This window comes from Moraxella bovoculi (assembly GCF_000988745.2).
In the GTDB taxonomy this organism is placed as follows: domain Bacteria; phylum Pseudomonadota; class Gammaproteobacteria; order Pseudomonadales; family Moraxellaceae; genus Moraxella; species Moraxella bovoculi.
Map to the genome: position 1 here is coordinate 94,295 of NZ_CP011381.2, position 14,670 is coordinate 108,964.

14 protein-coding genes are annotated in these 14,670 nt (G+C 46.8%); 11 read left to right on the top strand and 3 right to left on the bottom strand.

The features are described 5' to 3' along the window. The first annotated feature begins 1 nt into the window (after window position 1). The 9 genes from clpX (at window position 2) to AAX10_RS00435 (ending at window position 10,807) form a co-directional block, all read left to right on the top strand. Window positions 2-1,309 (top strand): ATP-dependent protease ATP-binding subunit ClpX, encoded by a 1,308-nt coding sequence (clpX, locus tag AAX10_RS00395; RefSeq protein ID WP_420812459.1) that lies wholly within the window; start codon window positions 2-4, stop codon window positions 1,307-1,309. A 185-nt stretch (window positions 1,310-1,494) separates the two neighbouring features. Beyond that, complete coding sequence (fadB, locus tag AAX10_RS00400) at window positions 1,495-3,645, top strand: fatty acid oxidation complex subunit alpha FadB (RefSeq protein WP_046699536.1); 2,151 nt, start codon at window positions 1,495-1,497, stop codon at window positions 3,643-3,645. 22 nt (window positions 3,646-3,667) lie between these two features. Then, window positions 3,668-4,840, top strand: a complete 1,173-nt coding sequence (gene fadA / locus AAX10_RS00405) for an acetyl-CoA C-acyltransferase FadA (protein ID WP_046699537.1) — start codon at window positions 3,668-3,670, stop codon at window positions 4,838-4,840. A gap of 262 nt (window positions 4,841-5,102) precedes the next feature. Then, window positions 5,103-5,615, top strand: coding sequence for a hypothetical protein (locus AAX10_RS00410; protein ID WP_226997781.1), 513 nt, complete (start codon window positions 5,103-5,105; stop codon window positions 5,613-5,615). A gap of 158 nt (window positions 5,616-5,773) precedes the next feature. Beyond that, window positions 5,774-6,817, top strand: a complete 1,044-nt coding sequence (locus tag AAX10_RS00415) for a siderophore ABC transporter substrate-binding protein (protein ID WP_080946950.1) — start codon at window positions 5,774-5,776, stop codon at window positions 6,815-6,817. A gap of 490 nt (window positions 6,818-7,307) precedes the next feature. Further along, a complete protein-coding gene (locus tag AAX10_RS00420; protein WP_080946951.1) occupies window positions 7,308-8,309 on the top strand; it encodes an ABC transporter permease in 1,002 nt (333 codons plus the stop codon). A 9-nt stretch (window positions 8,310-8,318) separates the two neighbouring features. After that, window positions 8,319-9,293, top strand: coding sequence for an iron chelate uptake ABC transporter family permease subunit (locus AAX10_RS00425; RefSeq protein WP_046699538.1), 975 nt, complete (start codon window positions 8,319-8,321; stop codon window positions 9,291-9,293). Between the two features lie 42 nt (window positions 9,294-9,335). Further along, window positions 9,336-10,034, top strand: a complete 699-nt coding sequence (locus AAX10_RS00430; RefSeq protein WP_046699539.1) for a CPBP family intramembrane glutamic endopeptidase — start codon at window positions 9,336-9,338, stop codon at window positions 10,032-10,034. Between the two features lie 11 nt (window positions 10,035-10,045). Next, the gene (locus tag AAX10_RS00435) at window positions 10,046-10,807 is read left to right on the top strand and encodes an iron ABC transporter ATP-binding protein (RefSeq protein WP_046697685.1); all 762 of its coding nucleotides are present in this window, start codon (window positions 10,046-10,048) and stop codon (window positions 10,805-10,807) included. 365 nt (window positions 10,808-11,172) lie between these two features. Here AAX10_RS00435 and panF read toward each other — a convergent pair whose 3' ends face one another. Together panF and AAX10_RS00445 are read right to left on the bottom strand one after the other, a co-directional pair. After that, a complete protein-coding gene (gene panF / locus AAX10_RS00440) occupies window positions 11,173-12,609 on the bottom strand; it encodes a sodium/pantothenate symporter (protein ID WP_046699540.1) in 1,437 nt (478 codons plus the stop codon). Continuing rightward, a complete protein-coding gene (locus AAX10_RS00445; protein ID WP_046697687.1) occupies window positions 12,606-12,905 on the bottom strand; it encodes a YhdT family protein in 300 nt (99 codons plus the stop codon). Before AAX10_RS00445 ends, panF begins: the two co-directional genes overlap by 4 nt. Window positions 12,906-13,066: 161 nt before the next feature. On the opposite strand from AAX10_RS00445, the gene AAX10_RS00450 reads away from it, so the two are divergent. After that, complete coding sequence (locus AAX10_RS00450; RefSeq protein WP_046695883.1) at window positions 13,067-13,786, top strand: nitroreductase family protein; 720 nt, start codon at window positions 13,067-13,069, stop codon at window positions 13,784-13,786. Window positions 13,787-13,916: 130 nt separating this feature from the next. Further along, complete coding sequence (locus AAX10_RS00455) at window positions 13,917-14,393, top strand: hemerythrin domain-containing protein (RefSeq protein ID WP_036366771.1); 477 nt, start codon at window positions 13,917-13,919, stop codon at window positions 14,391-14,393. Between the two features lie 89 nt (window positions 14,394-14,482). Here the strand turns inward: AAX10_RS00455 and ykgO are convergent, their stop codons facing one another. Then, complete coding sequence (gene ykgO, locus AAX10_RS00460; RefSeq protein ID WP_046699541.1) at window positions 14,483-14,623, bottom strand: type B 50S ribosomal protein L36; 141 nt, start codon at window positions 14,621-14,623, stop codon at window positions 14,483-14,485. Between the last annotated feature and the right edge of the window lie 47 nt (window positions 14,624-14,670).

A 14,670-nucleotide genomic window follows, 5' to 3' on the forward strand; every position in this document is an offset into this window, starting at 1 on the left:
GATGAGTAATTTAGAAAATACCTGTTCGTTCTGTGGTAAAAAGAAAGCCGAGGTCAAAAAACTCATCGCTGGCGATGCAGCTAATATCTGCAATGAGTGTGTGTCACTGTGTGGCGACATGCTAAGAGAAGCAGGCATCGGCGTCAAACCATCCAAGGCTAAAGCTGATAAGCCAACAAAACAGACCACCGAAGAAGCCACGTCTTATGACCATCAAGAAGAGGCTGACGATTGGGCGAATGCTAAGCTGCTTACGCCAAAAGAGCTGCGCGCGCACCTAGATGAATATGTCATCGGTCAAGACGCTGCCAAAAAAGCACTGTCGGTTGCGGTCTATAACCACTATAAGCGCTTAAAGTCTGCCCAAAAAGACGACACGCTAAATGGCGAGAAAGTTGAGTTGGCTAAGAGTAACATTCTGCTCATCGGACCAACGGGCTCGGGTAAGACTCTATTGGCGCAAACTTTGGCGCGACTGTTGGATGTGCCATTTGCCATGGCAGACGCCACGACCTTAACCGAGGCAGGCTATGTGGGTGAGGATGTTGAGAACATTGTTCAAAAGCTGCTACAAGCTGCTGACTATGACATTGAACGCACCCAAAAAGGCATCATCTACATCGATGAGATCGATAAAATCACCAAAAAAAGCGAAAACGTCTCAATTACTCGTGACGTATCGGGTGAGGGCGTTCAGCAGGCACTACTAAAAATCATCGAAGGTACGGTTGCCAGTATTCCGCCCCAAGGTGGCCGTAAGCACCCACGCCAAGAGATGATTCAGGTGGACACCAGCAACATCCTAATGATCGTCGGCGGTGCATTCGCAGGGCTTGATAAGATCATCCAGCAGCGCACCGAGACCACGGGCATGGGCTTTAATGCAGTGGTCAAAGCCCAAGAAGAGACCAAGATTAGTGAGCTGTTCCGTGAGGTTGAGCCTGAGGATTTGGTGAAGTTTGGTATCATTCCAGAATTTATTGGTCGTCTGCCGGTCATCGCGACGCTTGATGAGCTTGATGAAGAGGCGTTGGTACAGATTCTCACCGAGCCCAAGAACGCGCTGACCAAGCAATATCAGTACCTGTTCGAGATGGAGAGCGCCAAGCTGTCATTCGATAAAGATGCATTGGATGCCATCGCCAAAAAAGCCATGAAGCGCAAAACAGGCGCGCGCGGTCTGCGCTCTATCATCGAGAATGCGCTGCTTGATACCATGTATGAGCTGCCAAGCATGGACGATGTCAAAGAAGTGATCGTTGATGCTGATGTCATCAACGATGGCAAAGCACCAACTATTAAGAAATAATCAGCCATGGTAAAAATCCCTGTCATTGCACGGGGATTTTTATTGCATGGTCATAAATGATCGCCGCCAAAAGATGACCAGTCGGTCAAATTTGCCCAAAATTCTGTACTTATTTTCGCTGATGGCTTATGTTATAGTAAGATTGGATGTGCAAATTATCCCAAACATAAGCAATAGGAGTACATATGATCTATCAAGGAAAATCCATACAAGTCAGCCGACTAGACGGCGATATCGTCAAATTTCATTTCAATAATGAAAATGAATCAGTCAATAAATTCGATCAAGCCACGAATGCTGAGTTCAAAGAAGCGGTAATCGCACTCGAGAACGACAGTACCATCAAGGGCGCCATTGTCACATCGGGCAAAAAGGTCTTTATCGCAGGGGCGGATATTACCGAGTTCATTAGTTATTTTAAGCGTCCACAGGATGAGCTAGAGACGTGGCTGCTTGATATTAATGACACCTTTAACCGTTTTGAAGATTTGCCATTTCCTAAGGTTTGTGCCATTAATGGCGCAGCGTTGGGTGGCGGCTGTGAGATGACCTTGGTCTGCGAATACCGCATCATGGGGCAGTCGGGACAAGTAGGATTCCCTGAGACTAAGCTGGGGATTTTCCCCGGTTTTGGTGGGTCGGTGCGTGCGCCGCGTATCATTGGGGTGGATAATGCCCTAGAACTCATCGCTACGGGCAATTCATTAAGACCTGCCGATGCGTTGAAGGTTGGTTTAGTGGATGCCGTCGTTGCTGATGACATCTTGGAGCAATCAGCGATTGATCTGGTGCACAAGTGCATCAGCGGTGAGATCGACTGGCAAGCCAAACGTGCCGAGAAGTTAGAATCTGTTAAATTAAATAAAACCGAGCAAGCCATGGCGTTTAATTCTGCCAAAGGTGTGATTTTTGCTAAGGCGAACCCTAAGCATTACCCATCCATCGCTTTGGCGTTGGATGCGGTTGAGCGTCATGCCAATCTGGGGCGTGATGAAGCGGTTAAGATTGAGGCGACTAATTTTGCCAAATCCGCCAAAACCCCACAAGCGGCTGCTCTTGTCGGTGTATTCCTAAACGACCAGCTTGTCAAAAAACGTGCTAAAGACCAATCCAAATCCGCCCACGACATCGATGAAATGGCGGTGCTTGGGGCCGGGATTATGGGCGGTGGTATCGCTTATCAGTCGGCGGTCAAGGGCTTGCCTATCATCATGAAAGACATCAAGGCAGAGCAACTTGATCTGGGTATGAATGAAGCGAGCAAGCTTCTTAGTAAAGAAGTAGAACGTGGCAAAATCAGCACCGCCAAAATGGGCGAAACCCTATCCAAAATCCGCCCAACCCTAAACTATGGCGATTTTGCTACGCCTGACATCGTCATTGAAGCGGTGGTGGAGAACGAAAAAATCAAAAAATCGGTGCTTGCCGAGACCGAAAGCCTGATTAAAGACACGGCTATTCTTGCGTCCAACACGTCCACGATTAGCATTACCGAACTTGCCAAATCGCTAAAACGCCCCGAGAATTTTGTGGGTATGCACTTTTTCAACCCTGTTCATCGTATGCCCCTTGTGGAGATTATCCGCGGCGAGAAGACGAGCGATGAAGCGGTGGCGACTACGGTTGCCCTTGCTCAAAAAATGGGCAAAACGCCAATCGTGGTGAATGACTGCGCAGGATTTTTGGTAAACCGTGTGCTGTTCCCTTATTTTGGGGCGTTTGATTTACTCATCAAACATGGGGCGGATTTTGTCAAGATTGATAAAGTCATGGAAAAATTCGGCTGGCCTATGGGACCTGCCTATCTGCTTGACGTCGTAGGTATTGATACAGGCGTGCACGCAAGTAGCGTTATGGCGGACGCATTCCCCGAGCGTATGAACCCTGATTATAAGAGTGCCACGACTGTCATGTTTGAAAATAACCGTCTAGGTCAAAAAAATGGCGCAGGCTTTTATAAATATGAGCTTGACAAAAAAGGCAAGCCCAAAAAGAGTGTGGATACGACCACTTATGAGCTGTTAAAGGCGGTGCAAGACGGTAATGCCGATTTTGACGAGCAAGAAATCATTGACCGCTTAATGGTGGCGTTTTGTACCGAGACGGTACGTTGCCTAGAAGATAGCATCGTGGCAAGTGCAGGCGAGGCAGACATGGCGATGCTGATGGGGCTTGGCTTCCCACCGTTCCGTGGCGGTCCGTGTCGCTACATTGACCAAGTGGGTGTAAAAGAGTTTGTTGCTTTGTGTGATAAATACGCTCATCTGGGCAAGGCGTATGAAGCTCCGCAAATGCTACGAGACATGGCAGAGCGTGGCGAGAGTTTCTATCAATAATTAAAATTTTAAGGAAAAAATTATGACAACATTAAATCCAACAGACGTGGTCATCGTCGATGGCGTACGCACCGCCATGGGCAAATCCAAAAACGGTATGTTCCGCAATGTGCGAGCCGAGACTTTATCGGCAGAGCTGATGAAAGCCCTAATCAAGCGAAATGATTTTGACCCTAATGACATCGAGGACGTAATCTGGGGCTGTGTTAATCAAACCCTAGAACAAGGCTGGAACATCGCTCGCCACGCAAGCCTGTTGGCAGGCATTCCAAAGCACGTCGCAGGACAAACGGTGAACCGCCTGTGTGGCTCGTCCATGCAAGCCCTGCACACCGCCGCCGCCCAAATCATGACCCACCAAGGCGACATTTTTATCATCGGGGGCGTGGAACATATGGGGCATGTTGCCATGATGCACGGTGTGGACATCAACCCCAGTAGCTCAAAGCACATCGCAAAAGCGTCCAACATGATGGGGCTGACCGCCGAAATGCTTGGGCGTATGAATGACATTACACGAGCCGAGCAGGACGAATTTGCGCTAGGCTCACATGTCAAGGCAACCAAAGCCACCCAAGAAGGACGGTTTGATAAAGAAATCGTGGGCGTGGAAGGGCACAATGAGCAGGGTAATCTGCAATTATGCAAGGTGGACGAAGTCATTCGTTTTGATGCTAATATTGAGAGTCTGCAAAAACTCAGACCCGTATTCGACCCTGCAAACGGCACGGTAACGGCAGGTTCATCGTCTGCCCTATCAGACGGTGCTTCCGCCATGCTCGTTATGTCGGCAGGTAAAGCTAAGGAGCTGGGGCTGACCCCACGAGCAGTCATCCGCTCCATGGCGGTGGCAGGGTGTGATGCGGCGATTATGGGCTATGGTCCTGTCCCTGCCACACAAAAGGCGCTAAAGCGAGCAGGGCTGTCTATCGGCGACATTCAGACGGTAGAGCTAAACGAAGCATTCGCCGCCCAAGGCTTGTCGGTGCTAAAAGGCTTGGGACTGTATGATAAGCAAGACATCGTCAATCACAATGGCGGAGCGATTGCCCTAGGACACCCGCTGGGCTGTTCTGGTGCGAGAATTACCACGACCTTACTCAATGTCATGGAGCAACAAGATACTCAAATCGGACTTGCCACCATGTGTATCGGATTGGGGCAGGGGATTGCGACCATCATCGAACGCGTATGATACGGAGCCTTAAAACCAAAACCCAAGCGAACAGTTTTGCTTGGGTTTTTATTGCGCCTAATAAAGATGCTATTAAGCTGCTAGCAATTTAGCATAGTGAATGTAAACAATTGAAAAAATCATACACAGCGGTGTAATTTACGATACAATTCGATGCATTTTGGGCGTAGAATCATGGTATCATAGGGCAATTTTAGACATGATTGAACTTTTATTTTATTTAGACATGATTGAACTTTTATTTTAAAAGAAGGAATGACGCATGAGACTACGCAGTGCACTATTGGCAACACTGGCGATGACCGCAGCATCTGCACAGGCAATGTTACCAACCCCGGAGAATCCACAGCCGACAGAGGCTACTGAGCAGCAAGTAGCCGCACCGAAGATTGACACCAAGCTAAACGCTTTCGTGGTTCGTAAAGACGAAACCGGTGCTGAGAAGCTAGAACTGCTGACCGTTGGCGACAGCGTTACCAAAGGCGAAATCGTGGAATACCAAGGTCTATTCACCAACCAAGACACCAACCGTGTGCGTAGCATGAATGCCACATTGAACATCCCTGAGGGTGTTGAGCTGGTGGGTGATGTGAGCCCTGCCATCGTTAAGGCGAGCATTGACGGCAATCGTTTCGTGCACATGCCAATCCGCGCAACCCTAAATGGACAAACCCAAGAGCTGCCACTAAGCTACTACAAGGCATTGCGCTGGACGATTGAAGATTTGGGCATTGGTGCGACCGCTGTCGTGAAATACCGCGCTCAAGTTAAATAATCTCATGCTACTCCATAAAGCCGAACTCATATGTTCGGCTTTTTTATGCTTTAATTTGCTGATTTAACAAAAAACATTCTCATTATCATTGATATTTGTGAGAAAATTTTATATCATAGTGTGATGCTTTATATCTTTATAAAAACCATGGAGTTTGTATGAAAATCACTCAGATGATGCGTCCTGTTAGCCTAGGCGTTATTGCAGCACTAAGCTTATCATTGATGGCATGTAGTCAAGACAAGCCAGCCGACACCAAGAGCGAAGCACCTGCTGCCAATGCCGACCAAAAAACAGAAACCACTGCTGATAATGCAACCCCTGCCACAGGCGATGTTACCATTAAGACCGCCACAGGCGAGCAGGCCATCCCTGCCAACCCAAATCCCATCGCCGTCTATGACATGACCGCCCTACAAAACCTAAAAGCGTTGGGCGTGGCGGTGCAAGGCATGCCGTCAGCCGAGATGACCGCCGAGCGTATCGCTACCCTAAACCTAAAAGCGGACGGCACGCCAGACGGCACAAGCGTTGGTACGCTATTTGAGCCAAATTTAGAAGTATTGCACAGCCTAAAACCACAAGCGATTTTTGTGGGTTCTCGTATGGCAGAAAAGAGCGAAGAGCTTGGCAAAATCGCCCCAACGTATAACCTAACCATTGACACCAACAACGTCTATGAGTCAAGCAAACAGCAGATTACTGACTTTGGTAAAGTGTTTGGTAAAACTGCCGAAGCCGACAAACTCATCACTGACATTGATACTGCCATCGCCGAGACCAAAAAAGCGGTAGAAGGCAAGGGCAATGGGCTTGCCATTCTTATCAACGGCAACAAAATGAGTGCCTATGGCAAAAACTCACGCTACGGCTATCTACACACCACATTCGGCATTCCTATGGCGGACGCTGACGTGAACAAAAACGAAGAGCGTCATGGTCAGCCCATTAGCTTTGAATATATCCAAAAAATTGACCCTGATTGGCTGTTTGTCCTAGACCGCACGTCGGCGATTGGCGAAGAAGGCGTATCGGCTAAGGAAGTGCTAAATAACCCACTCATGCACAACACCAAAGCCTATAAAAATAACCAAATCGTCTATGTCAGTCCAGATTCTTATCTTGCCTTTGGGGGTTATTACCAATGGCTAAAAGATGCTAAGATTGTTACCGATGCGTTTAATGCAAAAACAGCTCAGTAATTGATGTTGGGTGTAAAAAAAGGGGGCGGATTTTATTCGCCCTTTTGCTGATTTTTATTAGCATTGTTAATTGATTGTGTTTGTAGTGAATTTGCAGGGGTAAGTTACATTTGCCCTGTACCATAAGTGTCTTTTAGACGTTGCATTCGCCCCTACACACCCAAATTTTAAACATGCTTATTTAAATTCAGAATATACCAAAGGGCGTGGAAAGCACGCCTCTACAAAGGCATTATTTTAAAAATGCAAATTGGGGCGTATATTTTGATTTGATCATATCAATTTATCATACACTCTACAAAACGAAAGAGTACTACAGTTTTTCGTTCGTGGTGAGCCTGTCGAACCATGACGAAAACCGACCCGCAGCCAAGCTTGTGGCGAACAGTTTTTGTAGTAAGATTCAATTTTGTTGGCTGTATAAACCCATTTTAAATTATAAACCCCTTCGCCTCACCATGCACCTTAGGAATTATCACTTGGGAATCCTATGACCACAGCGACACTCTCTACCCTGAAGTCCGCCCCAAAATCTCGGTGGTCGCCAGCATTTGTCAATGTTGGCGCGTTTTTGCTTTTGTTTGTTTTGATTGTCATCAGCATTTCGGTGGGGGTGGCGGATTTTTCATGGGCAAAACTCTTTGACGACACCGACAACAGCTCACAGCTTTTTTTGGTGAGCCGTCTGCCGCGTACGCTCGCTTTAATTTTGACAGGGGCGAGCATGGCGATAGCGGGCATGATGATGCAGGTCGTGCTAAAAAACCGCTTTGTTGAGCCGTCTATGGTTGGGGCGACACAGTCGGCGGTGCTTGGGATTTTGCTCACAAGCCTTTATATGCCAACCTTGCCCCTTTTGGGTAAGATGAGCGTGGCAACGGTCATGGCGTTTGGCGGTATGATGATTTTTATGCAGATTATCAAACGTTTACCGCCCACCGATTTTCTCATCATTCCGCTTGTGGGGATTGTGTTTGGGGGGATTATTGATTCGTTTACGCTGTTTTTGGCGTATCAGACCGAGACGGTGCAAATGCTGTCGGTGTGGCGGTTTGGCGATTTTTCTAGCGTGCTGGCAGGGCGGTATGAGACCTTGTGGCTGGTGGGGATTTTGTCCGCAATTGCTTATATCATGGCAGACCGCTTGACGATTATCGGGCTTGGGGACGGTATCGCCAAAAATTTGGGGGTCAATAAAGACGCTGTCATGTGGCTTGCCATTGGCATGGTGGCGATGATAAGTGCGGTGGTGGTGGTTACGGTGGGGGCGATTAGCTTTGTGGGGCTTGTCGTGCCAAATATCGTGAGCCGTCTGGTTGGAGACCGCCTACGAGTGTCGCTCCCTGCGGTGGCGTTGCTTGGTGCGTCTTGTGTCCTTTTGTGCGATATTATTGGGCGTGTGATACGCTATCCCTTTGAAATCCCTGTCTATGTCGTCTTTGGCGTGCTAGGGTCGGCACTGTTTTTATGGCTTTTGTCAAAATCAAAATAGGGGCGTGTGATGAATTTTATAAAAAAATTGTTGGGCAATCCTATTTTGTTGGCGTTTATCGTGCTTGTGATTGGCTGTGGGCTGTATTTGACCTTAAATGTCATCAGTTGGGATTTTGCCTTGCCCCTGCGTACTCGCAAACTCATTGCTTTTTTGGTGGTAGGCTATGCGGTGGGGGTATCTACGCTCTTGTTTCAAACGCTTACGCATAACCCCATTTTAACGCCAAGTCTTTTGGGCTTTGACTCTTTATATGTGCTAATACAGAGCTTGCTGTTGTTCTTTTTGGGTATGCTAAGTTATGTCACCTTGCCAACGGTGGGCAAATTTGCCTTTGAAGTGGCGGTCATGATGATGCTGTCGGTGATTTTGTTTCGTTTTTTGTTTACCAAGCACAATCAGGATTTGACACGGCTTATCTTGGTAGGCGTGATTTTTGGGACGTTGTTTCGTAGCCTATCCTACATGGTCGCTCGCATGATAAATCCCGATGAATTTGTTACCGTACAAGCCCAAAGTTACGCCAGTTTTACCGCCGTCAATGTCAATCTGCTCATCACCAGTGTGGTGCTGTCGGTGGCGACTTTTATTTATGTGTGGCGACAACGGTTTGCGTTGGACGTATTGCTACTTGGTAGAAATTGTGCCATTTCGCTTGGCGTGCCGTATCATAAGCTGTCTCTTGGTATTTTGATGACAATCTCGCTACTCGTATCCATGGCAACCGCCCTTGTGGGTCCGATTACGTTTTTTGGGCTACTTGTGTGTGCTTTGACCAATCGGTTTTGCACCAAAATGGCTCATGGCGAGAGGCTGATTTTGGTGACGCTCATCGCCAGTAGCACGCTCATCGTGGGACAGGCGGTGTTTGAGCATGTCTTTAAAATGGCAGGCGTGCTTGAAGTGGTAATTGAGCTGTTTGGCGGGGTGGCGTTTTTGCTACTGATTTTTATGCAATATAGCAAACAACGTACAATGCAATAATTCTTAATACATAAAATTTAATCTATAAATTTAGGTTGTTGAATGACAAATAAATTAAAATCATTGCACTTATTTGATGTGGTTATTTTGGCGATTATCTTTTTTGGCTTTGCCATTTATAGTTCCAATATGCAGTTTTTTGAATTGATAAGCCATGAGCAGGTTGCTCCCGAGACTTTGGAATTCAACAGTTCAAGTAACTGGTCGGGGATTTTGAGTGAAATTGTGGCATTATTGGTGGCGTTTGGGTATTTGACCTATCGTAAATTTGATTTTACACAATTAAATTTTAGTGTCAATCGCTGGACATTGCCAAAAGTGGTGCTATACATTCTCATTGCAGGAACGGTGGCATCTCTTTATGAGTATTTGCAATACTGGGCTTTTCCCGAGCTTTATCCAACCACGGAGGCACATTATGGGGCAAGCGAGCATTTTAGTATGTGGTCTGTTTCCTTTATTTTATTTGCCCTACTAAATGGCTTTTATGAAGAAGTATTTTTTATTGGATTGGTGGCATTGACCACAAAAAAACATTTGCCCCTTGCCATTGTGTTTACTTTGTTTGTGCGATTTGCCTTTCATACCTATCAAGGATTGGCAGGAGCATTAACCATTACCACTTTGGGGATTGTGTTTTTGTTATTACGCTATAAAAGTGATGAACTGGTGCCATTTACTTTGGCACATTCATTTTTTGATTTATTTGGGCTTGGCTTGCCTTTGTATTTGTTGGAATAATTGGGGTATTTATGATAAAAGTAAAAAACGTTAGCCACAACATCGGCGATTTACCCATTTTAAAAAACGTAAACTTTGAGCTACCCACAGGGCAAATCATCGCACTCATCGGAGCGAACGGGGCGGGCAAAAGTACGCTGTTTAGCCTGATGGCTCGCATGAATCCTTTGCAGGACAAATCCGCCTGTATCAGCTTTGATGGGCATGACATCAGCACCGCCACAGATAGTGATATGGCAAAAGTAGTCGCCATGCTCGCCCAAGAAAACCATATTCAGGGGCGACTGCGTGTGCGTGAGCTACTCATGTTTGGGCGTTATCCTTATCATCAGGGCAGACCCACACAGGCGGATAAGGATAAGGTGGAGGAGATGATTACAACCTTTGAATTAGAGACGTTGGCGGAGCGGTTTTTGTCCGACTTGTCAGGCGGTCAGCGTCAGCGTGTGCTGATTGCCATGGTGGTGTGCCAAGATACGCCGTATATCTTGCTTGATGAACCGCTCAACAACCTAGATATGTACCACGCAGGGCGACTCATGCGACAGATGAAGGTGTTGGCAAGTCGTGGCAAAACGGTGGTTATCGTGCTACACGACATCAACCAAGCGTCCCAATTTGCCGATACGGTTGTGATGATGAAAGGGGGCGAAGTGGTGTCGGTGGGTACGCCAAAAGACGTGCTAACCGCTCAAAACATGAAAGTGCTGTATAACTTGGACGTAACGGTACTAATGCACAATGGCAAGCCGATTGTGGTGGATGCAGTGTGAAAAGGGGGCGAGTGTTCGCCCTTTTTAATATTAAACTGAACAGCATTGTTTAATAAAGAGATATTTTAAAATTTGGGCATGTAGGGGCGAATTACATTCGCCCAAAAATCAACATGTTATCACAAGGCAAATGTCATTTGTTCCTACAAATCTACCCAAAGGTATGGTTGATTAACAATGCTAATGATAAATGGTGTCTATGAGTCGCTCCAAGATATAGAAAATCAACCTAAATCCCCACTAGTTCCACATTTAAAAGATATTTTGTAGGATTGGCAGGGCGTGTTCAACACGCCCCTACACGTCCATATTGCAAAAAATATCTTAATTGAACAATATTACTTCTTGAAAAAACCAAACCAACATCACGCCTTTTTTATCTCCCCCACCTTATTCCCCACCAAAAATGCAACAAGCCCAATCACCAACGCAGGCACAACAGGGTGCAAATCCCATAAGGCGATTTTAAAATAGGCAATGATGACATAGCTCGTCAGACCTGCCACCATAGACCATATCGCCCCTGTGGCATTGGCTTTTTTGTAATACAGCCCAAACACTAGCACCCATAAGAAAGTCGCCTCTAACCCACCAAAGGATAATAAGTTTAGCCAAATGAGCATATCTGGCGGATTTAGCATGGCAACGACCGCCAAAATCATGGTAAAGCCAAGCGTGAGCGTGGTGGAGTAGCGTTTGATTTTGGCTTCGTTGTGGATAGCGTCAGGCTTGATAGATAAATACAAATCCTTAATCAGCGTGCTTGACGACTGTATCAGCATCGAGTCAATGGACGACATAATCGCCGCCATAGGTGCCGCCAAAAATATCCCTGCCACAAAGGGCGGTAGCACCGTCATCATGAGCGTGGGAATGACCTTGTCAGGCACATCAAGCTCAGGCACGACTGCACGAGCCAAGACCCCTGCTAGGTGCATGCCCAAGACCAGCACCGTCATCACCACCGTTCCCACAAGTACCCCACGGTGTAGCGAGCGACTGTCCTTATACGCCATCGCCCTTACCGCCGTATGGGGCAAGCCAATGAGACCAAAACACACCAGTACCCAAAACGACAGCATAAATGTTGCCGACAGCTTATCATCAACGCCTGTGGGGGTCAGCAGGCGTGGGTCAATGGCGTGCAGGGTGGTCATGGCGTTCTCCATGCCCCCTGTGGCGACAAGCGTTGCCCCAAGTAGGAGCATCGTGCCGATGAGCATGACAAGCCCCTGCACGGTGTCGGTCAAAACTACCGCACGAAAGCCCCCAATAAAGGTATAAAGCCCAATCACAAGGGCAAACACGCCAATCGACCATTCATAAGGCAGACCCAGTGTCGTTTCAAGCAGACGACCTGCCCCAATAAACTGCACCACCATCATGCCAAAAAACGCCAGTAGGAGCGAGACACACGCAAGCCACACCACGACTTTATTTTGATAACGGGCAAATAGCAGGTCATTGATGGTAATACTACCTGTTTGGCGGGCAAGCATGGCAAACTTCTTACCAAGCGTGCCAAGCGTGAGCCAGATTGCAGGCACTTGTATCATGGACAGTAGCACCCAGCCCAAGCCAAATTTATACGCCGCCCCAGGCCCGCCGATGAATGAACTTGCCGAGACGTAAGTCGCCACCGTGGTCATCGCAAGTACAAATCCGCCCATGGAGCGTGAGCCAACATAGTATTCATTTAAAAATCCGCCCGTTTTGCGTTTTTGATAAGCGTGCCACGCCACCCCAAACACAAAAAACAGATACAGAACAAGAGGGATTAAAATTTGAATATTTAAATTCATGCGTCGTCCCCTTTGTCTGATGTCAAATCAGTGTCCAAATCTACTTCCTGATAAACCGCCTTTAACACCGCCATACTGATTAAAATAAAAATCAGGGGCAAAAAAATACAGCTTAACTCAAACCACAACGGCAAGCCCAAAAGCCCCGTCCCTGCTGGCATAAAATACGCAAAAATCACCCAACCTGCCATGTACAGGAGCGTGAGATACAAAGACCATTTGGCTTCACGGCTGAGTTGATGGCTAAGGCTTGATTGGGTGTGGGTAGGTTTGGGCGAATTGGAGGTGCCAGTCATAGCATTACCTCGTCTTAAAATTGGCATCAAAGGGAAAAATTGCATTAGTGTATCACAAAATTTTACGGCAAAAGTTAAAACTTTACGATAAAATAGCCTGAATTTTAAGATTAAAGATTTTAGCTTTTATTCATTTATTGGACATGAATTAAGGATGTGGTATGAGTTTGCATGACATATTAAGCCATCGTCGTTCCGTGCGCGATTATTTGCCCGTTGCTATTGACGAAGCACTGGTGAAACATTGCCTTGAGCTTGCCACGCTGGCGCCAACGAGCTCGAATATGCAGCTGTACGAATTCTATCATGTAACGGATAAGACGCTATTGGCGAAGCTTGCCAAGGCGTGCCTATCTCAAGGTGCAGCGACCACTGCCGATCAGATGGTGGTATTCGTGATTCGCCCTGATCTGCATCGTGCGCGCGCCAAAGCGGTGTTAAATTTTGAAAAATATAACGTCAAAAACTACAGCCCCGCCCATAAAGTACCTAACCGCACCAAGCGATTCGAGCATTATTATAATCGCCTGATGCCGCTCCTATATAGTCAAACCAAGCTTGTGCCGACCGCACGCCAGATGCTTGCTCGTACGATTGGGCAATTTCGTCCGATTCAAGCAGACGTGTCTTTTGATGATATGCGTGTTGTCATGCATAAGAGTTGCGGTCTGGTTGCGCAGACGTTCATGCTTGCCATGAGCGAAAAGGGGCTTGACACCTGCCCGATGGAAGGCTTTGATGGCAGAATGATCAAGGATCTCTTGGATTTGCCCGAAGAATGCGAGATTAACATGGTCGTCTCGTGTGGTATCCGTAGCGAGAAGGGTGTTTGGGGCGAGCGTTTCCGCGTGCCGTTCAATGATGTATATCGCAAGTTATAAGGATTCTTATTGGTTACATAATCCTACATAACTCTTGGAGTTTGGGCTTTTTTGGGTTGGGTTTTTTGTTATAATGAAATGACTAGGCAGGCTAAAAGCCCACTGAGCATTAAGACAAGAGGACAAAAATATGACAACCATCACCGCCAATAAAGACATCTTTAGCGCATTGATCGCCAAGCATGACATCCAGCGCGACCTATGTAAAAGCTTCCAAAAGCACGTCGATGCCAAAGACAGAAACAAGGCAAAAGAAGTGTTCTTAGAATTAGAAGAAGAATTAAAGGCGCACGCAGCCGCCGAAGAGCGTCATCTTTATGTGCCTGTGATGGCATTTGATGAAGGACTTGAGCTATCTCGCCACGCCATCGCAGAACATCATGAGATGGATGAGCTGATGGCAACTTTGGGTGATGGTCGTACCGGCGATGACAGATTCTTTGAAACGGCGAACGCACTCATCGAAGAGACCATTCACCACCTAAAAGAAGAAGAGAATGAATTCTTTAAAGAAGCCAAAAAGCTGCTCGATGCCGACACCCAAAAACGCTTAGGCACGCTTTATCAAGCTGAACATGATGCCTATGAGGCCAGACACGAAGACTAAGCTGCCAGCAGATAATAAAATACCGCCAATGATGCATTGTGCGGTATTTTATTATCACCATGAAACTGTGATGAGGTAAGCGGTAGCGTTTATTTTTTCTTTTTGCCACCTTGTACCGCTTTAAAGCGTGGATTGGATTTACAGATGACAAAGGTACGTCCACGGCGACGGACGACTTGGCAGTCTTTGTGACGGGTTTTGGCAGATTTTAGGGATGATAGTACTTGCATGGAGAACCTCGCATGGTTATTTGAGTAATTATTTAAATGTTATAATA